Origin of the sequence: Sphingobium sp. UBA5915 (assembly GCF_002431195.1) — a bacterium.
Lineage (GTDB): Bacteria > Pseudomonadota > Alphaproteobacteria > Sphingomonadales > Sphingomonadaceae > Sphingobium > Sphingobium soli.
The window spans coordinates 25877-45386 of sequence record NZ_DJDV01000049.1; the positions used below are offsets into that span (position 1 = coordinate 25877).

General features: G+C 62.6%; 18 protein-coding genes, 1 tRNA gene and 2 pseudogenes. 5 read left to right on the forward strand and 16 right to left on the reverse strand.

What is annotated here, in order from left to right; genetic code table 11:
- The first annotated feature begins 116 nt into the window (after positions 1-116).
- From B2V90_RS06835 to B2V90_RS06845, 3 genes are all read left to right on the forward strand, one after another.
- Positions 117-1004 carry an ArdC family protein gene (locus tag B2V90_RS06835; RefSeq protein WP_228222257.1) on the forward strand — a complete coding sequence of 296 codons (888 nt, stop codon included), beginning with the start codon at positions 117-119 and terminating at the stop codon, positions 1002-1004.
- Positions 1001-1246, forward strand: a complete 246-nt coding sequence (locus tag B2V90_RS06840) for a sigma-70 region 4 domain-containing protein (RefSeq protein WP_228222256.1) — start codon at positions 1001-1003, stop codon at positions 1244-1246. The genes B2V90_RS06835 and B2V90_RS06840 overlap by 4 nt, the downstream gene beginning before the upstream one ends.
- A 378-nt stretch (positions 1247-1624) precedes the next feature.
- A complete protein-coding gene (locus B2V90_RS06845) occupies positions 1625-2191 on the forward strand; it encodes a hypothetical protein (RefSeq protein ID WP_293920523.1) in 567 nt (188 codons plus the stop codon).
- 199 nt (positions 2192-2390) lie between these two features.
- On the opposite strand, the gene istB is transcribed toward B2V90_RS06845, so the two are convergent.
- Positions 2391-3170 (reverse strand): IS21-like element helper ATPase IstB, encoded by a 780-nt coding sequence (gene istB, locus B2V90_RS06850; RefSeq protein ID WP_228222948.1) that lies wholly within the window; start codon positions 3168-3170, stop codon positions 2391-2393.
- The gene (istA, locus tag B2V90_RS06855) at positions 3160-4680 is read right to left on the reverse strand and encodes an IS21 family transposase (protein WP_228222949.1); all 1521 of its coding nucleotides are present in this window, start codon (positions 4678-4680) and stop codon (positions 3160-3162) included. Before istA ends, istB begins: the two co-directional genes overlap by 11 nt.
- 295 nt (positions 4681-4975) lie before the next feature.
- On the opposite strand from istA, the gene B2V90_RS06860 reads away from it, so the two are divergent.
- A complete protein-coding gene (locus B2V90_RS06860; protein WP_228221307.1) occupies positions 4976-7672 on the forward strand; it encodes a TrlF family AAA-like ATPase in 2697 nt (898 codons plus the stop codon).
- A 476-nt stretch (positions 7673-8148) separates the two neighbouring features.
- On the opposite strand, the gene B2V90_RS23125 is transcribed toward B2V90_RS06860, so the two are convergent.
- The 4 genes and pseudogenes from B2V90_RS23125 to B2V90_RS06875 form a co-directional block, all read right to left on the reverse strand.
- A complete protein-coding gene (locus B2V90_RS23125) occupies positions 8149-8418 on the reverse strand; it encodes a transposase (RefSeq protein WP_414711582.1) in 270 nt (89 codons plus the stop codon).
- Positions 8418-8752: pseudogene (locus tag B2V90_RS23130) on the reverse strand (IS91 family transposase); the annotation flags it as partial. The pseudogene B2V90_RS23130 and the gene B2V90_RS23125, both read right to left, overlap by 1 nt.
- Positions 8753-8756: 4 nt before the next feature.
- Positions 8757-9662 (reverse strand): tyrosine-type recombinase/integrase, encoded by a 906-nt coding sequence (locus B2V90_RS06870; RefSeq protein ID WP_228221308.1) that lies wholly within the window; start codon positions 9660-9662, stop codon positions 8757-8759.
- Between the two features lie 308 nt (positions 9663-9970).
- Complete coding sequence (locus tag B2V90_RS06875; RefSeq protein WP_228221309.1) at positions 9971-10435, reverse strand: thermonuclease family protein; 465 nt, start codon at positions 10433-10435, stop codon at positions 9971-9973.
- A 122-nt stretch (positions 10436-10557) separates the two neighbouring features.
- On the opposite strand from B2V90_RS06875, the pseudogene B2V90_RS06880 reads away from it, so the two are divergent.
- Positions 10558-11185, forward strand: a pseudogene (locus tag B2V90_RS06880) (SOS response-associated peptidase family protein).
- 134 nt (positions 11186-11319) lie between these two features.
- On the opposite strand, the gene B2V90_RS06885 reads toward B2V90_RS06880, so the two are convergent.
- The 10 genes from B2V90_RS06885 to B2V90_RS06930 all read right to left on the reverse strand — a co-directional run bounded on the left by B2V90_RS06885 (position 11320) and on the right by B2V90_RS06930 (position 19335).
- On the reverse strand, positions 11320-12645 hold the full coding sequence (locus B2V90_RS06885; RefSeq protein ID WP_228221310.1) for a tyrosine-type recombinase/integrase: 1326 nt from the start codon (positions 12643-12645) through the stop codon (positions 11320-11322).
- Between the two features lie 160 nt (positions 12646-12805).
- Positions 12806-12881, reverse strand: a tRNA-Phe gene (locus tag B2V90_RS06890).
- A 48-nt stretch (positions 12882-12929) separates the two neighbouring features.
- A complete protein-coding gene (locus B2V90_RS06895) occupies positions 12930-13124 on the reverse strand; it encodes a DNA gyrase inhibitor YacG (protein ID WP_228221311.1) in 195 nt (64 codons plus the stop codon).
- Positions 13114-14103: a ribonuclease gene (locus tag B2V90_RS06900; protein WP_228221312.1), complete on the reverse strand. Its 990-nt coding sequence runs from the start codon at positions 14101-14103 to the stop codon at positions 13114-13116. The genes B2V90_RS06895 and B2V90_RS06900 overlap by 11 nt, the downstream gene beginning before the upstream one ends.
- 8 nt (positions 14104-14111) lie before the next feature.
- Positions 14112-14684, reverse strand: coding sequence for a Maf family protein (locus B2V90_RS06905; RefSeq protein ID WP_228221313.1), 573 nt, complete (start codon positions 14682-14684; stop codon positions 14112-14114).
- A gap of 12 nt (positions 14685-14696) precedes the next feature.
- Positions 14697-14915, reverse strand: coding sequence for a translation initiation factor IF-1 (infA, locus tag B2V90_RS06910; protein ID WP_003049127.1), 219 nt, complete (start codon positions 14913-14915; stop codon positions 14697-14699).
- Positions 14916-14974: 59 nt separating this feature from the next.
- A complete protein-coding gene (locus B2V90_RS06915) occupies positions 14975-16264 on the reverse strand; it encodes an adenosylmethionine--8-amino-7-oxononanoate transaminase (protein ID WP_228221314.1) in 1290 nt (429 codons plus the stop codon).
- A 32-nt stretch (positions 16265-16296) separates the two neighbouring features.
- Positions 16297-16944 (reverse strand): OmpA family protein, encoded by a 648-nt coding sequence (locus B2V90_RS06920; RefSeq protein ID WP_228221315.1) that lies wholly within the window; start codon positions 16942-16944, stop codon positions 16297-16299.
- Positions 16941-18752 (reverse strand): cation:proton antiporter, encoded by a 1812-nt coding sequence (locus B2V90_RS06925; RefSeq protein WP_198005975.1) that lies wholly within the window; start codon positions 18750-18752, stop codon positions 16941-16943. The genes B2V90_RS06920 and B2V90_RS06925 overlap by 4 nt, the downstream gene beginning before the upstream one ends.
- A gap of 142 nt (positions 18753-18894) precedes the next feature.
- Positions 18895-19335 (reverse strand): DUF4168 domain-containing protein, encoded by a 441-nt coding sequence (locus tag B2V90_RS06930; RefSeq protein WP_228221316.1) that lies wholly within the window; start codon positions 19333-19335, stop codon positions 18895-18897.
- Positions 19336-19510 lie beyond the last annotated feature (175 nt).

The following is a 19510-nucleotide window of genomic DNA, read 5'->3' on the forward strand; positions in this document are numbered from 1 at the left end:
CGTTTCAGCCCTTCGGGTGCGCCCCGCCTTTGGCCGGCGGGGCTCTTGGTCCGCTCCTGCCGCCCCCCGCCACCCTGGCGCCGGTCAATGGCGGTTGAGGAAAGGAGTGAAGGACCATGAGCACGTCGGAGCGTCAGAGCCTTTATGGCGAGGTGACCGCCAAGATCATCGCGGAACTGGAGGAAGGCAGGTTGCCGTGGGTACAGCCGTGGGATGCCACGCGGTGTCCCTGCACGATGCCGCACAATGGGGTATCGGGCCGGGTCTATTCCGGCATCAATATTCTGATCCTTTGGGCCTCCGGGATCGAACAGGGTTACGCATCGCAGCGCTGGCTGACTTATCGGCAGGCTGAGCAGGCAGGAGGCCATGTCCGGCGCGGGGAGAAGGGAACGGTCATCTGCTATGCCGACCGTTTCACGCCGAAGGACGAAGCCGAGAAAGCACGCGGCGAGGATCGCGAGGCACGGACTATTGCCTTTCTCAAGCGCTTCACCGTGTTCAACGTCGACCAGTGCGAGGGGCTTTCGGAGGAGCTGACCAGCATTCCGCCACTGCCCGATCCGGTTATGGCGATTGCCGAGGCTGACAGGGTGATTGCCGCGACCGGCGCGGATTTCCGGATTGGCGGGGGCGAGGCGTTCTATTCGCCAGCACAGGACTATGTGCAGGTGCCGCCGCAGGCTGCCTTTCATGATCCCATCAACTGGTACCGGACGGCACTTCATGAGCTCGGGCATCACAGCGGCCATGTCAGCCGCTTGAACCGCGATCAGTCCGGCGCTTTCGGATCGGCTGCGTACGCAAAAGAAGAGCTTGTCGCGGAAATGGCAGCGGCGTTCGCGTGCGCTTCGCTCGGCATCCAGCCGACGGTCCGGCATTCGGATTACATTGGCGCGTGGCTTGCCGTCATGCGCGCCGACGAGAAGGCGATTTTCCGGGCCGCGAGCGCAGCCAGCAAGGCGGCCGACTTTGTCCTTTCGGGCGGGGAGGTGCGGCCATGACCGACCAGCTCCCGCTCCGTGTCTTTCGGCGGCGGGGCCATCGTGCCTTGCGCCGGATGACCGAACGGCAGCGCGCAATCTTCTCGGCCATGCGCTTGGAGGAAACCAGCTATCCCGAGCTTGCCGAGCGGCACGGGATCAGCGCCGAAGAGGTGCAGGCCGAATTCGCAGCGGCGCTTAAGATATTCTTGCGCACGTTGCGCGAGCCCGACCCATGGTGGCAGCGTCTTTGGCCGTGGTGATGGTGGTCCAGCCGTCCGATATGGCGGACGGCTGGACCAAGACACATCCTTGAACGATGCTGATGCGGCAAGCAGCCCTCTGAGCCGCCAGTCGCGCTGCCCTTGGCGGGTGGACTCCCCTCTGCTATCCTGTTGAGGCGCTGCGCAAAAGGCGGCGCCGGGACTGGTAATCCCGCAGATCAAGCAAGCTCGGACACTTCGGTTTCCGGGGTGCCGACGCGTATGTCCAAGCCTTCGGGCCAAAGGCGGCGGCGCATGTGATCTGCATGTTACCAGCTCCGGCGGCTCCCGCGCCTAGCGTGCGGGAGTTCGGGACTGTTTTCCGCATCTGTCTCGTCATCTTCCGCGTAACCGCATCGATGCGGACCGGAGGTGCCAATGGACTACCTTACCCCTGTCTCGTCACAAGGTGACCTGCCTGTCAGGCCTTTACATCGAGCCCATAACGGCGAACTCGCCGCGCTATGGCGGATCTACGGCGGCGAACCCTTCCATCTCTTGCGAACCCGTGAAGGCCGAGACCTCAGTCGCGCCCGCTATCAGCGCGCGAAAGAATTCCAGCGTTCGCTTGAACCCGGCGCGCCGGGCGAGTGGACCGACTTTCTCTACTGCACCGGCATCGTCGTCCAACTGGCTCTGTCATGCCACCTGTTGGACGTCGGTTTCCCCGATGCCTGGTGCGCGAGGCACATCGGTCTCCACGTTGACCGATCGCTGGCCTATGCCAATGCCACCGGATTTGGCTACGAGTGCGAAGAGACGGAGCGTTTGACGCGCGTGCTTGCTCCCTACTGGAAATGGAACCGCAGCTATCTGAACGGCGACACTCGGCCTAGCGATGGCGGGTTTACGCCGGAGGAAGTGCGGTCGCTGCTCTACAGGCTCATGGACCATGTCGGGCAAGTCACGGGCCATGGCCGGCCGCGTCGTCAGATGAAGTCGTGACGTCAGCCTTCGGCACATGGCGCCGGGAACAAGCCGCTCAACGAACCTGATCGGCGTCCGCGCGATGTTCGGCGAACATCCGTTTGCCGCGTCGCTGCCAGAGCATGAGCTGTTGATTGCTACTGAGATGTGACCCGGGGTTTCCATTGAGAAGTGACCCTGGTGGGTACGGGTTATGTGCTGCCGATGACCGGCAGGTTCAAGATGCTGGCTTCTCCTTTCTGGTTTTGGGTGCAGCGGTGCTGGCGCGGAAGCGGAAGCTATCGTTTCCGGTCTCCAGGATGTGGCAGTGGTGGGTAAGCCGATCGAGCAGCGCGGTTGTCATCTTGGCATCGCCGAACACGCCGGACCATTCGCTGAAGCTCAGGTTGGTGGTGATGACGACGCTGGTGCGCTCGTACAGCTTGCTGAGCAGATGGAAGAGCATGGCGCCGCCTGATGGGCTGAAGGGCAGGTAGCCCAGCTCATCGAGGATGAGCAGGTCGAGGCGTAGCAGGCGTTCTGCCAGTTGGCCGGACCGGTTCAAGGTCTTTTCCTGCTCAAGCGCATTGACGAGATCGACCGTGGAGAAGAAGCGGGCCTTCTTGCGGTGATGTTCGACAGCCTGGACGCCCAGCGCCGTTGCGATATGGCTTTTGCCGGTTCCGGGCCCGCCGATCAGCACGACGTTGTCGGCGTTTTCCATGAAGTCGCCCTGGTGAAGTTGACGCACTAGGGCTTCATTGATCTCGCTGGCGGCAAAATCAAAGCCAGCCAGATCCTTGTAGGCCGGGAAGCGGGCCGCCTTGATCTGATAGGCGATGGACCTGACCTCCCGCTCGGCCATTTCTGCTTTCAGGAGCCCAGCCAACATCGGCAAGGCAGCATCGAAGGCAGGCGCGCCCTGCTGGATCAGTTCGTCGGCGGCCTGAGCCATGCCGAACATCTTGAGGCTGCGCAACATGACGATGACCGCAGCGCTGGCAGGGTCATGACGCATGGCGGATCTCCCTCAGCCTGTCATAGCGAACGACATTGGCCTCGGGCTCCTGCGTCAGACGCAGTGCCTGAGGCGCATCGATCGGCGCTGCTGGAGGCGCCTTGCCATCGATCAGTCGGTGCAACACGTTGAGAACGTGGGTCTTGGTGGCGACACCAGCTTCCAGGGCTAACTCAACCGCCCTCAGGACAGCCTGCTCGTCGTGATGAAGAACCAGGGACAGGATCTCGACCATCTCTCGGTCGCCGCCTGGGCGCTTGAGCAGATGGCCCTGTAACTCCCGAAAGGCCTCAGGCATCTCGAGAAAGGGTGCACCATTGCGCAGGGCGCCGGGCTTGCGCTGGATCACCGCCAGATAATGCCGCCAGTCATAGATTGTGCGTCCCGGCTTGTTATGAGAACGATCGATAAGCCGGGCATGTTCGCATACGATCTGGCCTTCGGCCGCTATGACAAGACGATCCGGGTAAATCCTCAGGCTGACCGGACGGTTCGCGAACGAAGCAGGCACCGAATAGCGGTTGCGGTCGAAGGCGATAAGGCAAGTTGGCGATACGCGCTTGATCTGCTCGACAAAGCCATCGAAGGGCCGGCCCAGCGGCATCAGGCAGGGCACTTCCTCGGCATGCACATCGGCCACAGTGCCGGGCATGGCGCCATGCTGGATCTCGCTCCATTGGGCGATGCATTGAGCTTCCAGCCAGGCGTTCAGTTCAGCCAGATCAGGGAAGCTGGGCATCGGTTGCCACAACCGGCGCCGGGCATCCTGGACATTCTTCTCGACCTGACCCTTCTCCCAGCCAGAAGCCGGATTGCAGAAATCCGTCTCGAAAAGATAATGGCTGGCCATTGCAGCGAACCTGGCATTGACCTGCCGCGCCTTCCCCGTCCCGATCTTGTCGACAGCGGTCTTCATGTTGTCGAAGATGCCGCGCTGCGGCACACCACCCAGCACCCGGAATGCCTGCGTCAGCGCGTCGAACAGCATCTCATGGGTTTGAAGCAGATAGGCTCGCACGATGAAGGCGCGACTATGCGCGAGTTTGGTATGAGCGACCTGCAGTTTCGTCACTTTGCCGTCCAGCACGGCATAATCCTCGCTCCAGTCGAACTGGAAGGCCTCGCCAGGCTGGAAAGCCAAAGGAACGAACGTCCCGCGTCCGCTAGTCTGCTGTTCATACTGAAGCTCGGTCCGCCATCGGCGGGCAAAGGCGGCCACCCGGTTATAGGAGCCATCGTAACCCAGCTCCACCAGATCCACGTAGAGTTGCTTGGCGGTCCGCTTCTGCTTGCGGGATTTCTTGGATTCCACCCGCAGCCAAGCCGACAGCTTGTCCGCGAAGGGATCGAGTTTGCTGGGGCGCACCGGAACCTTGAAACTGGGCTCCACCGCATCGGAACGCAGGTATTTGCGAATGGTGTTGCGCGATAGGCCGGTCCGTCGCTTGATCTCCCGAATGGAAATCTCCTGCCGGAAATGCCATCGGCGGATCACACTGAGTAAGTCCATGTTGATCACTCCGAGACCCTCCGACTGACAGCCGGAGGGGAGGGAAACATGGGTCAATTCTCAGTGGAAACTTATAGCGCCCCCGGGTCACATCTCAGTGGCAATCAACAGACCAACGCGAGAGCGCCGCCACGCGCGAATCCGATGACGAACATTAGCACCAATTCGGTGCGAAGAAGAGTTGGGAGACGCGACGGGTACAGGAATGATTGCATGGCGATGCTGCGATAATGACTTCGCCTGATCCAATCCCTATATCCTGATCTCAGGGGCGGCAAAGTCGATAGGGGAATGCGTGGTTGCCGAAGCACTTGCGGCAGTGAGCAGTGGGGCCAAGTTCTTCCGCGGCGATTTGCACATCCACAGTTTCGGGGCGTCGCACGACGTAAAAGACGCCGCGGCAACGCCGCAGGCGATTGTTGCGACGGCACATTCCGAAGGCCTTTCGATCATCGCGCTCACCGATCACAACGAGATCATGAACGTGCCGGCGGCGATCGAGGCCGGTCGAGCTATCGGGGTCTTCGTGGTGCCGGGCGTCGAACTCTCGACGCCCGAGGGCCATCTCCTATGTTACGCCCCCACCGCCGATGCGCTCGAGCGCTTCTTCAACAGGCTCCAAATCGCGGATCGGCGGACGAACAATTGCCGGTGTCAGACCGGCGCGCTCCAATGCCTAGAACTGCTCGCAGCCGAAGGAGGCTTCGGGGTTCTTGCCCATGTCGAGCTGGATGGCGCGTTCGAATCGAACATGCCGCGCTTCACGCCGGCGAAAATCGATATCCTGTGCCATCCCTCTCTCCAGGGCATCGAGGTGACCAAGGCGGACTGCCCGATCCTCTATGATGGACGTGACACTGATCCCGACCGCAAGAAGGTCGCGGCCGAGCGCATCAAGCGGCTCAAGCTGGGCTCGGAGCAATATCTGGCGCGCATCCTCAACAGTGATGCGCATTCGCTGAACGCGGTCGGCCGGAACGCCAATCGCGACCAGCGCATCACCCGCTTCAAGATGGAGACGCCGAGCTTCGAGGGCCTGCGGATGGCGCTTGAGACGGCCGATACGCGTGTGCGGATAGAGGAAGGACTGCCGGCGATCGTGCCTGTGGTGCAGGGCGTGCATTTCCAGGGCGCGTTCCTTGATGGCGAGGCGATCACGTTCAGCCCGAACCTCACCTGCATCATCGGCGGCCGTGGCAGCGGCAAGTCGACGGCGTTCGAAAGCGTGTGCCTGCTTGGTGGACCTCCGAGTGAGGACGTGACGGTTATCGACAGCGACGTCTGGCCCGACATCGTCTCGCTTTGCTATGTTGACGAGACGGGCCAGCAGCATAATCTCGGGCGCAGCAAGTTCGGTGATGTCGAGAATCTTGACGAGCCGGCCAGCGGGTCGACCGCCTTTCCGATTGAGAGCTACCGTCAGGGTGCGACGAACGAGATCAGCAAGCGGGTCCAGGACGATCCACTCGCGCTCCTCACCTTCCTCGACAAACTGATCCAGGTCGAAAAGGAGATCGATGCCGAGGACGCCATCCGCGAGGATCTGGTCGAGCTTGCGCCGCAGATCACGAAGGCGGCCGGCAACGTCGCCCGCATTCCGGAGCGCGAAAAGGAGCTGAAGCTCAAGACCGATCAGCTTCAGCGCCTGCGCGAGGGCAAGGGCGAGGACGTCATCAAGCTCCAGCAACAGTTGGTCGGTGAGAAGCGTGCCCGCGCCGAGATCGAGGCGTCGTTGGCAAAGCTTGGCGGCGCTGTGACGAGCGAGGCAATCACGACGATCACGGCGGAGATCCGTGCTTCGGTCAGCGGTCATGAGATCGAGCTGGGCGCGCCCGAGGCGACGAAGATCACGACGGACACCGGAGCGTACGAGACGGCGGTTACGGGATCGACCGATGCGCTCAGGAAGGTCACGGCGGACTATGTCGCCACCGTGAAGGCGCAGATTATCGCGTGGCGCACCAAGGAAAGTGCGACCACGGCCCAGATCGAGCAGAAGAAGCAGGAGCTTCTGAAGCACGGCATCCGCCTCGACATGCCATTCATCCAGAAGCTGGTATCAGATGAGGCGACGGCGCGCGAGAATGTCAGGAAGCTGAAAACCTGGGTTCCCGAAATCGAGCGCCTCAAAAAGCTGCACGCCGACTTGCTGAAGCGGCGCTGGGCGGCGCGGCAGGTGGTGGCGAAGCACCGCGTGGCGTTTGCCGCCCGGGCATCGGCGGCGCTCAAGGGAACACTGTCGGATCTGTTCGTGACGTTGAAGTTCGATGAAAGCGCGCTTGCGCCGGATGCCGAACGCTTGATCGTCGAGGCGATGGGATGGCGGACGCTTCAGCATCTGAAGGCGCGCGCGCTGATCAACGACCTCACATTGCCCCTGCTGCTCGAATGCCTTCGCAAGCGTGACACGAAGCCGATCACGGCGCTTCGAAACGCGGAGACGAATGCGGCGGTCTTCCCCCAGAATGAGGCCGAACTGCTTCTCGAGCGGATCGCCGAGACCGATCTCCTGAGCCAGCTCGAGACGGTCGCGGTCCATGACCGGCCTAAGCTCAGCGTGACGAAGAAGATGCCGGGGATCGGCGGGCTGTCCAAATTCGTGCCCCGCGACTTCAAGAAGCTTTCCCTCGGCCAGCAGCAGTCGGTCCTGCTCGCGCTGATGCTGACGAGCGAGAGCCGGGCACCGCTCATCGTCGATCAACCCGAGGACAATCTCGACAGCGAGTTCATCTACAAGACACTGGTGCCGGTGATCCGCGCGGCCAAGGAGCGCCGGCAGGTGATCGTCGTCACGCACAACGCGAACATCGCGGTTCTGGGCGATGCCGAACTGATCGTCGCGCTCAAGGCGACATCGGAGAAGGCGCAGGTCGTCACGCGCGGGTCGATCGATCATCCGCCTACATGCGAGGCGGCGTGCAACATCCTCGAAGGCTCGCGCGAGGCGTTCGACCGCCGTGCGGCTGTCTACGGGATCGCGCGCGGTCCGTGACGCTTGGACCAGCCATACCACATCCAACCAACGCGTGCGCTCGTCGCGCTGCGTACCGCAAAGCCGTCAGTCCGCTAAAGGCCCAGTTGCAGCCGCTGTGCAAGGGCGGTGCAGCAAACGCTGAATGTCGGCTAGCGGCAAGACCGGACGTTTAACGCGGAGTTCGGGAATGGCAGATAAGTCCAAGGATTTCGGGCGCTTGCGTACGGAATCCTGACATGGAGGAACCCGCGGGCCCCATCCACTGGTCTATGGGTAAAAGGGCTGTGGTGTGGATCGTGGGGGCTGAGGCAGACGTGTCAGCGTGTCCATAACCAGCAGGATAACAGGTACTCCGGGGTCGATTGAGCAGTGTCGCATCCCTGATCCGGCACCCAGTGGGCGCGGTTTTGATCGCACCCGAGACGTGAGCGCACATTTTCTCATTGGCCGAGATGCGATGATCTTGGCCATGCTGCAGGGTAAGCCATGCCCGATCATGGCGTGTTCTCACGGGTGGGCGGGGTCGATGTCGGCGGCGCGCGGGGCAGACGCCAGCGAGTGAAGGTCTCGATGATGGTCATGTGCCCGCCGCAGCACGGACATGGCGGGCGGTGATCAGGCGGCTCGTCGGGCTCGGGGGCCTCGACCGGCGTGGCAACGCCCAGCAGCCTGCGGGCCAGCGCCATGGCGTCCTTGTGCATTGAACTGGCGAGCAGTCCATAATGCCGGATGCGGTGGAAGCCGCGCGGCAGGACGTGGATCAGTTCTGCCACCCGATGGCGGCGATCTCGGCGGGCACGGTGAACACGACGTGGAAGTAGCCGACGGGGAGTAGGTCGGCCTCGCGCGCCGCCAGCCAGGTGCGCGCCGCGGCGCCTGACACTTAGGGCAGTGCCGGTTGCTGCAGGAGTTGTAGGCGACCCGCCAGTGCCCGCAGTCGTCGCAGGCCTCGACGTGACCGCCCAACGCGGCGGTGCGACAGTTCTCGATGGCCGTCATGACCTTGAGTTGGCCGAGACTGAGATGCCCGGCATGGGCTGCGCGATACGCAGGCCCGGCGCTACGGAAGATATCGGCGACCTCGAGCAAGGTGCGCACGGGCTCAACCGGGAGGTGCCTTGCCCTCCATCAAGGCTACGATCTGGTCGAGCGGGCTGGCCACCGCCCGCATAGTCTTGCTCGAAACCTTCGTGTAAATGGCGGTGGTGTCGATGTTGGTGTGGCCCAGCAGCACCTGGATGACGCGGATATCGACACCCTGCTCGAGCAGGTGAGTGGCAAACGAGTGGCGCAATGTGTGCGGGCTCACTCGCTTGTGGATCCCGGCGAACTCGGCCGCCTCATGCACGGCGCGGTTCAACTGGCGCGCCGAGATCGGATCCGTGCAATTGCGACCCGGGAACAGCCAGCCATGGGGTAACATCACTCCGCGGCGTTTGCCTTCGCGCCACCATTGACGGAGTAGATCCAGCAGATGCGGTGAGAGCATCGCGTTACGGTCCTTGCGTCCCTTGCCCTGCTCGACACGGATGATCATGCGCTCGCTGTCGATGTCTCCGACCTTGAGGTGGGTGACCTCGGACACGCGCAGTCCCGCGCCGTAAGCCACGCTGAAAGCGGCCTTGTACTTGATGCCTGGAGCTGCCTCGATCAGCCGCGCAGCCTCTTCGACGCTCAGGACATCTCGAAGCTTTGGTTCACAACGTATGACGGAAAGGCCCAGCACAATCTCCGGCCGCTTGAGCGTCATGGTGAAGAGGAAGCGCAGAGCCGATACTGCGGCGTTGATGGTCGCCGGCCCAACGGCGCGCCGATGTTGATCGAGTTGAAATCGCCGGAGGTCTTCTGCGCTGGCTGTATCGGGAGGGCGCCCCAAAAACGCGGCGAAGGATCGGACGTGCCGAATGTAGTCCTGCTGGGTATGCGCTCCAAGGCCTCGAAGCTTCATATCCTGCAGCATCCGCTGGCGCAGCGAACCGATTGGGGCGGCGGTAATCGTGGTGTCCATGGTGAGTTCCTTTGCATTGAAGGAACCTCACACTCTCATGGCGACTCCGCCTCGCCCAACGCCCCGCAATTACTGCGCGACCCTACCCCAAGCGCCCCTCCCGCGGAGCGGGTTCGTCCAAGTCCCAAACCAAGCCGTTCCGATCTGCGCCTTCACCATCTGGATGGACGGCTGAAGATGGGAATTTGAAAGTACGCACGAGCGTGCGGAAGTGGGTCTTGGGGACTGAAGCGGCTTATCTGCTCACATTCGACAGCAGCCGTACCGGCATAACTCTCGCGCGAAGAAGCACTGTTTAAGTGCAAGCCTCAGAGAATGTCGCTCGGGCAAGTCCGGGCGACGTTCAGGCCATCGTCCCAGTCGGCTTTGTAGATCGCCCGATCGTGGCTGAGCTGCCAGCAGGATAGGTCTCCTTTGCTGCCTGCTACCAGCGCCAGCGTTCGGCCATAATGGTCCTCGCCGATCCGCTTGATGGTCAGGGACCCGCTCATGGCGGCCTTCAGGTTGTTCGTGGAAGCGTGCGGGTCGCCAGGTGCACAATCTCGACCGACGCTGCAATGGCCGGGCAGCTCGGGAGCGTCGATCCACAGGAGCCTGACACGCTCATCGCCGCAGCGGATCGTATCGCCGTCTGTCGCGGAGCACCCGTAGATCGGGTCAGCATAAGCAAGTGCCACATGGCTAGCAGCTGCGTCACGTTCAAGAAAATGAGAGGCAAGGCCAGCTGCGCCGCCCACGGCGCCAGCGGCAACAAGCGCAGCGACGATCATCATGACGCGCCTCATCCGGCGCTTGCGTCGGTAGTCTGGCAGACCTGCGGCTGACCAAGGGGAGGGGGCTTTCTCCGCACTTTGGGAGCTTGGATCGCGACCGCTTAACGGTCTACAAATGCCGCATGTGTAATCGAGCCCGCATGCGAGGTGAGCCCGAGACCCTCTTGGGATCTATGGCGCAGCTGCTCAGCGAGCGTCCGCGCGACAACTGCTTCGATCCAGTGAGCTTCGCCCTAAGAGCCGCAGCTACGTGGTGCGAGAGCAGGACGGCGAGCGCACCTGGGAGTTATGACCTGGGATGTGCTTGGCGGCGAAGCGAAATGGCCGATGACGAACGTGCGGCAGCTTGGGCTGCCTCAATGGCGCAGGCTGGCCGAGATGCCTGAGAACCGTTGTATTGTGCCCTTGACCGAGTTCTGCGAGTTCACGGCGGAAAAGCACGATCTTGGCGACGGCAAGCCGCCGCTGAAGGGCGATGTGTGGTTCAGCACCAACCAGCGCGTGTTCCCTGTTGCGGGGTTCTGGCAGCGCAACAAGGATGGCGCGGGCTTTACGATGGTGACTTGCGACCCGAACGAACTCGTCGCACCCATCCACCCGAAGGCGATGATCACCATCCTTGTGCCTGAGGACGTGGAGACCTGGCTGAGGGGCTCGTATGACGAGGTCGTAGCGCTTCAGAAGCCCTATGATGCCGCAAAGATGACAGTGCGTGGCCCGGTGTTCCCTACGCGGACCGGCGAGAAGTAGAGGGCGGAGGTCGCCTTCGGGCCGCGAACGCGGCTTGCGGAAGATGAGAAACGCTCGGCGCGGACGGGCAAGCCATTCCAAGGCGGTCTGTGGAACTCGCGGTGAGGCTGGCCGCCAGCGGGCTCCAGAGCAGCTTACCGCGTCTTCCTGACTGATTTCGGGCGATCCCCTTCGTCCAACAAACCAGCCGCGAGAATCGGGCTTGTCGCGCGGGTACGGGTTTGGTCCTCTCGGACCCCTTTGGCTGCTGTCTCCTTTGGTGCGCTCGCACGATTGCCGTTGTCGCGCACACGATCCAGGTAATCTGACCAGAATTGCATCATGCGCACCCGCTCCGCCCAGTGTTCGCCTCGGAGGTAGGGCCTTCGGACATCGTCGCTTTCCATGTGCGCGAGCTGCCGCTCGATTGCATCTGGATGCCACTTGCGCGACTCGTTCAGCAAGCTGCTGGCGGTTGCCCGGAAGCCATGACCCGTCACTTCCTCTTTGCCATATCCAAGACGCCGCAGCGCGGCGTTGATCGTGTTGTCGGAGATGGGTCTGTCGTCGGAGCGGATACTGGGAAAAAGGTACCGCGAGCCTGCGCGGAGTTCGCGTAGATCGGCCAGCAGGGCCAAGACTTGCCGGGAAAGCGGCACCTTGTGCGTCCGCCCCATCTTCATCTTTGAAGCGGGGATGGTCCAGACCTTGGCCTCTATGTTGAACTCTGCCCATTCGGCTTGACGAAGCTCGCCTGGCCTCACGAAGACATGCGGCGCCAGACGCAGCGCGATCCCTATGTGAGGCTGCCCTTCGTAGGTCTCGATTGCGCGCAACAAAGCGCCGAGCTTGCGAGGCTCCACGATCGCCGCCCGGTGCTGGACCTTGGGGGTGATGAGCGCGCCGTGCAGATCGACCGACACATCCCGCTGTGCACGGCCCGTGGCGATCGCGTACCGAAGTACGCTGCCGCAGGTGCTGCGCAGTCTGCGCGCCGATTCGTGACGCCCCCTGACCTCGACTGTCCGAAGGACCGTGAGCAGTTCGGGCGCCGAAACCTCGGAGACAGGACGATTGCCTATAAGCGGGTAGGCGAAGTCCAGAAGCCAACGCAGCTTCTGCATCGTTTTGGGGGCTCGACCTTCGGCCTCAATCTTCTGCAGCCACTCTTCGGCGACAGCCTTGAAGGTGACGGCGGCCGAGATGCTTGCCACTCCTCGCGTCAGCTTCTTGTAGCTTGAGGGATTGATCCCCGTGTCGAGCAGACGACGCGCGCTTGCACGCTTCTCGCGAGCCTCTTTCAATGAAACTTGCGGATAGACGCCGAGCGCCATCGTTCCGCGCTTGCCCTCATGACGGTAGTCCATTCGCCAGTACCGTGCACCACCAGGCTGTACGAGCAGGTAGAGCCCGTGCATGTCGGCAACCTTGTACGGCTTGGCTTCTGGCTTGATCCTGCGGATCGCGGCATCGGTGAGCATGACGGTATCTGCTCCGCGCTGGGCTGGCTGATACCGTCAATGTACCGTCAGGACAGGCGGGTGCCAATGGATCGCGGCAGCTCGCGGCGGACTTGATACCGTCTGAAGGCTAGGATTTTAGCCATTTCTGGACGTTGGTGGACCATCGCGGAGGAGGCGATGGTGCCCGGGGACGGAGTCGAACCGCCGACACTGCGATTTTCAGTCGCATGCTCTACCAACTGAGCTACCCGGGCACGGGGTTTCGGCGAAGCGTCCGCCGATTGGAGGCGTGCCTATAGGCGTCAATCGAAGGGGCTGTCCAGCCCTTCCTCGCGGTTTTTTTGCTGCATATCGTCGGCAGGAGGACCAGCTACACGATAGCCTTCGCCCAGCCATTGCAACAGATCCCGATCCCGGCAGGCAGTACTGCAAAAGGGACGGCTTTCTGGCCGAGATGGCGCAGCGCAGACGGGGCAAGTGACGGGTTTAGGCGACATGGCCACCCGATATGGTCAGGGCCGGGTCAGCGCGCAAGCCCACCTCTCCGCCGCGCCGCCGCGCGAGCAGATCGATCCAGTCGGGGCGCTGGCGCAGCAGGTCGATAACGGCGGGCGCAGCGATCAGCGTCGCCGCACCGCCCGTCCCGTGTCGCTCGGCCCGCCGCAGCAAGGCAAGCGCGGCCGTCAATACGACGTTGTCCAGCAGCAATTCCATCAGGTTCGCTCGCTCCCGACGGCGGATGATCTGCAGGAAGCCAAAGCCATTCACCGCCGTCCGCTCGAACGGGAGAGGAAGATATTTGTCGATCTGGGCGGCGGCGATCATCCGCTCGTCCTTGTTGTTCATCGTCGGCAGATCAATGCCGATCGATCCGCTCAATCCCATGCGGCGAATGGTCTGCGCCGCCAGTTTGGCGCCCTTGGGGCCGAGCTGCGCCGGGGGCAAGGACCCATCAACATCGATCAAAAGCATGGCGGGCGTCAGATAGAGGCGCAGGGCAGCCGCTTCGGTGCCCACCTCCCCGCTCATGGCCTCCTCCATCAATTCGCTCCAGCCATGCGCTTCCAGACGGTCCTCTTCATGCGCCGGGCATGGCACGACGGGGACGCCGGTCGCGCGAATGCGCTGGAGGAGGCTGGGGCCGGGGTGCGGTTTGACGCTGGGCGGCGCGACGCGGGCCTTGGCGCGTTTGGGCCGCCCCTCCTCGGCAATCGCCTCGCGCAGGATTTCGACCAGCACAGTGGCGCCTTCGGCCAGGCGCGGCGGAATCGGCTCCAGCAGCGCTTCCTCACCCGACAGCAGCCGCACGACTCCGCGCTTCTTCGGAATCAGCGTGGCGATCAGCCGCCCCTGCACCACCGCCCCCGCGCGCGCCGCCTCAGTTTCCCGCTCGACCAGCGCCTCGACCAGCCGACCATGCTCGATCAGCCCGGCCCGCGCTTCGCCAATTCCTTCTTCATAAAGCCATTCGGCCATTGTCTGTCCTAGTCGAGAGAATAGCCCGCGGCTTTCAGCAGCGCGCGGGTTTCATAAAGCGGCAGGCCCATGATTGCGCTGTGGCTACCCTGGATCGCGCGGATCAGTCCAGCGGCCCGCCCCTGGATCGCATAGCCGCCCGCCTTGCCCCGCCATTCATCACTGGCGATATACGCATCGATCTCGGACCGGTCCAAGGGCTTGAACGTCACGATATTGGTCGACAGGCGATGGCGCGCCACGCCCTTGCCATCGATCAGCGTTATGGCGCTGAACACGCGATGCCGCCGCCCCGAAAGCAGGCTGAGGCATGCGCGCGCCTCATCTTCCGCCTCGGCCTTGGGCAGGATGCGTCGCCCCGCCGCCACGACCGTGTCGCCCGACAAGACAAGCGCGCCAGCATGGCGACCAACGACCAAAGCGCCTTTTTCGGCCGCCACGCGCGCAGCATAGACCGCGGGCAATTCCGCCTTATGAGGGGTTTCGTCAATATCGGCAGGGTCCACCGCATCAGGGACAACGCCGATTTGCCCCAGAAGGTCACGCCGTCTGGGGGAAGCCGAAGCAAGGATGAGCCGCATCGTGTCTGCGGCTTATTTGAAGCGGTAGGTGATCCGACCCTTGGTCAGGTCGTAGGGTGTGAGTTCGACGAGCACTTCGTCACCCACGAGCACGCGGATGCGGTTCTTGCGCATCTTGCCGGCCGTGTGGCCGAGAATTTCGTGATCATTTTCCAGCCGCACGCGGAACATGGCGTTGGGGAGAAGCTCCACAACCTGTCCGCGCATTTCAAGCAGTTCTTCTTTGGCCATAATATCCCGGATATGCGAAAAATCGCGCCGCCATAGCGTTAAACGGTGCAAAATGAAAGTCAGGCGTGCAAACCGAATTTTTCGCCGGCCGCATGCAGGGCCGCGAAGATCCTATCGAGCTGTTGAGCATCGAGACAATATGGCGGCATCAGGTAAATGGTGTTGCCCAGCGGCCGAAGCAAGAGGCCGCGGTCCTGAAAGAATAGGCGCAGGCTGGGCGCCAGATCCGACAGATATCCCGCATCCGGCGTCACCAGGTCGATCGCGACGATCGTGCCCGCCTGACGCGGATTGGCAAAGGCGGGACTGCAGGCAAGGGTCGCGAGTCGATCGGCCATGGTTTGCGCTAACTGCTTGATCCGCCCCAGCACATCCTCCTCGCGCCAGATCGCCAAATTGGCGACCGCTGCGGCGCAGGCGATCGGGTTGGCGGTGTAGCTCGACGAATGGTAGAACAGCCGCGCGCGATCGGACGATCGGTGCGCGTCGAAAATCGGTGCGGTAGCCAGCGTCGCCGCCAGCGGAATGGCCCCGCCCGTGATTCCCTTCGCCACCGCCATGATGTCCGGAACGACCCCGGCCTGCTCGCAGGCGAAGATCGTGCCAGTCCGCCCCCACCCCGTCATTACCTCGTCAGCGATGAACAGGACACCGTGGCGACGACAAATGGCCGCCATCTCTCGCAAGACGTCGGCGGAATAAACGAACATGCCGCCTGCCCCTAGGATCAACGGCTCAATGACAAAGCCCGCGGGATGCCGGGCGCAGGCCGCCTCCAGCGCATCCAGGCACGCCTGTTCCCGTCCTGGAGCGGGAAAGGGGATGGTGTCGACATCAAACAGCAGCGGCGTCCAGGCAGCATTGTAGACGCCCCGCTCCCCCACCGACATCGCGCCGATGGTGTCGCCATGATAGCTATGTTCCAGCACGAGGATGCGGCTGCGCGGCTGCGCCGCTCCGTCCAGTGCCAGATTATGCCAATAGCCAAGCGCCATCTTGAGCGCGACTTCGACCGCCGTAGAGCCGCTGTCGGAATAGAAGACATGCGCCAGTTTCGGCTGGTCATCCGCACGGGGCGCCAGCGCGATCAGGCCCCGCGCGACCTCTTCAGCCGGTTCATGAGTATAGCCGGCAAAGATCAGCTGATCGAGCGTTCCGGCCTGCTGCGCGATGGCTGCGGCAATGCGGGGATGGCAATGACCGTGCGTCGTCACCCACCAGCTGGAAATGGCGTCGATCAAAGTCGAACCATCCGCCAGATGCAGCAGCGCCCCTTCGGCGCGAACTACATGGGGGATGGCTTCGTTGAGGCCATGCTGGAAAAAGGGGTGCCAGACAGGAGAGGTCATGGACGCCCCTTAATCCAAGGTCCGGATAAAGACTATTGCGACTTGGGCGCAGCTTTGGCCGCAGGGTCGGCGGCGTTGGGCGCAACCGGCGGCGGGACCATCACCGTTGGCAGGGCGACCGTCACGTCCACGCGGCGGTTCCTCGCCTGACCTTCAGGATCGTCGCTGCCGTCCTCCCGAACATTGGGCGCAACCGGCCGGCCTTCGCCAATGGCGATGAGGGTGATGCGGTCCTTGGCCACGCCCTTCTCGACCAGATAATCGCGCACCAGTTCCGCCCGCTTGGCTGAGGCGACCTTATTGTCGCCATCGGCCCCGCGCGAATCGCTATGACCGCGCAAGGTTATGGGTCCGCCCGCCTTCATCGCAGGCGTGACGATCAGCGCGTCAAGCGCCTGCCGGGCCGCGTCATCCAACTTCATCGGCGTTTCGCCAAAGCCGATCACAGCCTGCGCCGGCTCGATCTTGGGCGGCTCTTCTGGCTCGGCCACTTCGGGACGCAGGATGGATCGCTGCGGTTCTGCGGCGTTGGCGCTTTCATTGGCACCCGCCATCACCGAAACCGCATTGTCGGCATCGTCGACCGCAACATTGGTCCCATTGGCTGGATCATTCGCCTCGGGCGGCTGACAGGCACATAATGCGCCCAGCAACAGGAGGGCTGGAGCCAGTTTTGTCATTCATCCTCTCCTTTCGGCTTCGGCTTGGACGGCGGCACATAGGTCAGAATGGTGTCGCCCGGTTGCGGCGTCGGCCGTGACGCATGGGTGAAGAAGCGCAGCGCGCCGCTTTTCCGCAGCAGCAGCAACATGTCACCGCCTTCGGACAAGGACGCTTTCGCCGCATCGAAATCGAACTGCTCGCTGATGCGCGTCTTGCGGAAGGTCCAGCCCTGCTCCTCGCGCTGGATGATGTCCTCAACGCCATGCCCGGCGGAAAACAGCGCGCGGCCGCGCAGCGATTCGGGCAAGGCGCGCGGGTCCTCGTCATTGCTCGCGTCGCCCAGTTGATACACATTGTCCCGGCCGATCTCAGGCGCAAACTCGGTACAGACAAGCGCATTATAGGCTTCATTGTCAGTCGTCGCGGCCAGCACCTGGAACTGGGCGAGGTCCAGCCGTTCGTCGGTCGCCTCCGACAATATCTCGCCATGATAGGTGGGAATGCCGGCATGACGCGCGGGGGACAGACGCTGCCAGCTATTGTCCGCGATCGTCACCGGCACCTCCAGCTGCCGCAACTGCGTCGCCAATTCCAAGCTGAACGGTGTTGCGCCGACGATCAGCAGGCCGCGCTCGGCCCCGCCCGTCACCTTGAGCAATCGCGCCACCGGGCGGATCGAAAAGCCGTGGAACAGGATCGTCGCTACCACCACCGCAAAGGACAGGGTCACCAGGATCGACCCGTCACTATAGCCCAACCGGTCCAGCCGCAGCGCGAACAGGCCGGAAATGGCAACCGCCACGATACCGCGCGGCGCGATCCACGCCACCAGCAACCGCTCGTTCCAGGGCACCTTGGTAAAGGCCAGGCTGATCAGCACCGTCGCAGGTCGCACCAGGAACATCAGCACCAACAAGAAGGCCAGAAAACGCCATTCGAACTGGCGCAGCGCCTCGAAATCCAGGGAGGCGGACAGGATGACGAACACGCCCGATATGAGCAGGACAGTGACATTTTCTTTGAACGGCTGAATATCGCGCAGCGAATCGAGCCGCATATTGGCCAGCGCCACGCCCATCACCGTAACTGCCAGCAGTCCGGTTTCCTGCTGGATTGCGTTGGACAGGACAAACACGCCAATTACCGCGACCAGCAGAACAGGCGCCTTTAGATATTCAGGCACATGGCCACGCGGGAATGCCCATCCCAAAGCCTTCGCCGCCAGCCAGCCGATCAGGCCCGCAACCACCGCCGCCGCGACGAGCGCAAAGATCACCGAGGCGAGCGAGCCTCCTTCACCTGCGCGCCGCAGATATTCATAGGTCACGACGCCGAGTAGCGCGCCGACCGGATCGTTGACGATCGCTTCCCATTTCAGGATTGCGCGCGGTCGCGCCGCGACATTGGACTGGCGCAACAGTGGCAGGACGACCGTTGGCCCTGTCACCACCAAAATGCCGGCAAACAATATGGCGACCGGCCAGACCAGACCCGCGACATAAAAACAGGCGACCGCGCCCAATATCCATCCGATCGGCGCGCCCAACAATACTAGCCGCGTAACCGCGCCATCGGTTTTGCGCAATTCGCGGAAATTGAGGCTCAATCCCCCTTCGAACAGGATCAGCGCGACGGCCACCGACACCATCGGTTCCAGCAGTTCGCCAAACACATGTTCGGGATTGATGAGATGCAGCACCGGCCCGCTGATGACACCGGCCGCCAGCATCAGCGCGATGGCGGGCCAACCAGTGCGCCAGGCAATCCATTGCGCGCCGATGCCGAAAATTCCGATCAGCGCAATGGATAGGGCCTGGTCATGCATGAGGCAGAGCATAGTCAGAGTGGATCGCCGTCGTCACCCCCGATATTTTCGTTCGAGAAGGGAACCAATTTTTTGCTTTGGATACACGAAAGGGCGGCTTCCTTCCGGAAACCGCCCAATCTTAAGGTAGGTCGTCGATAATTTACTGAGGTGGCTGGGCCGGGTCAGCGGGCTGCATCGGAGCGGTGCCGGGACTTGCCGGGGCAGCGGGCGCGGCCGGAGCCGACGCCTGGATACGTTGTTGAAGCGCCGGATCGGCTGCTGCGGCCTGCCCGATCTGGTTGAACTTTTCGGGCGGAAGACCGGACGACTGCACCACAGCCAACATTTTAGGCTGCTTGTCCGCCGCCGAAATCGTGCTGTCCTGCTGAATTTTCGTGACTTCGACAGCCGCCGCAGCAAATTGCTTGATCTCGGCATCCGTGAAGTTGCTGGCCCCTGCAGCCGGTGCAGGGGTCGCCGCTGGCGCTGCCGGCTCTGCGGGAGCGGCCGGACTCATCTGCGCATAGAGCGGGGTGGCAGCCAGTAAGGCAGCCGAAACAAAGCCAACCTTAGTCAAACGGGATTCAATCAGACCCTTCATCTTCGATCTCCTGCGTCGTGTTACCCAAACAAAATGGGCAGCCCATGCACACGTGGGAAGACCTTATTGGATGAATCGAGCCATCCGATAGACGACTGGCCGGTTCCATTCGCCCGACCCGTTTTTAATCACGGGCTGTCGGCGATCAATAATTGAGTAGGCCGGCGAATTTCTC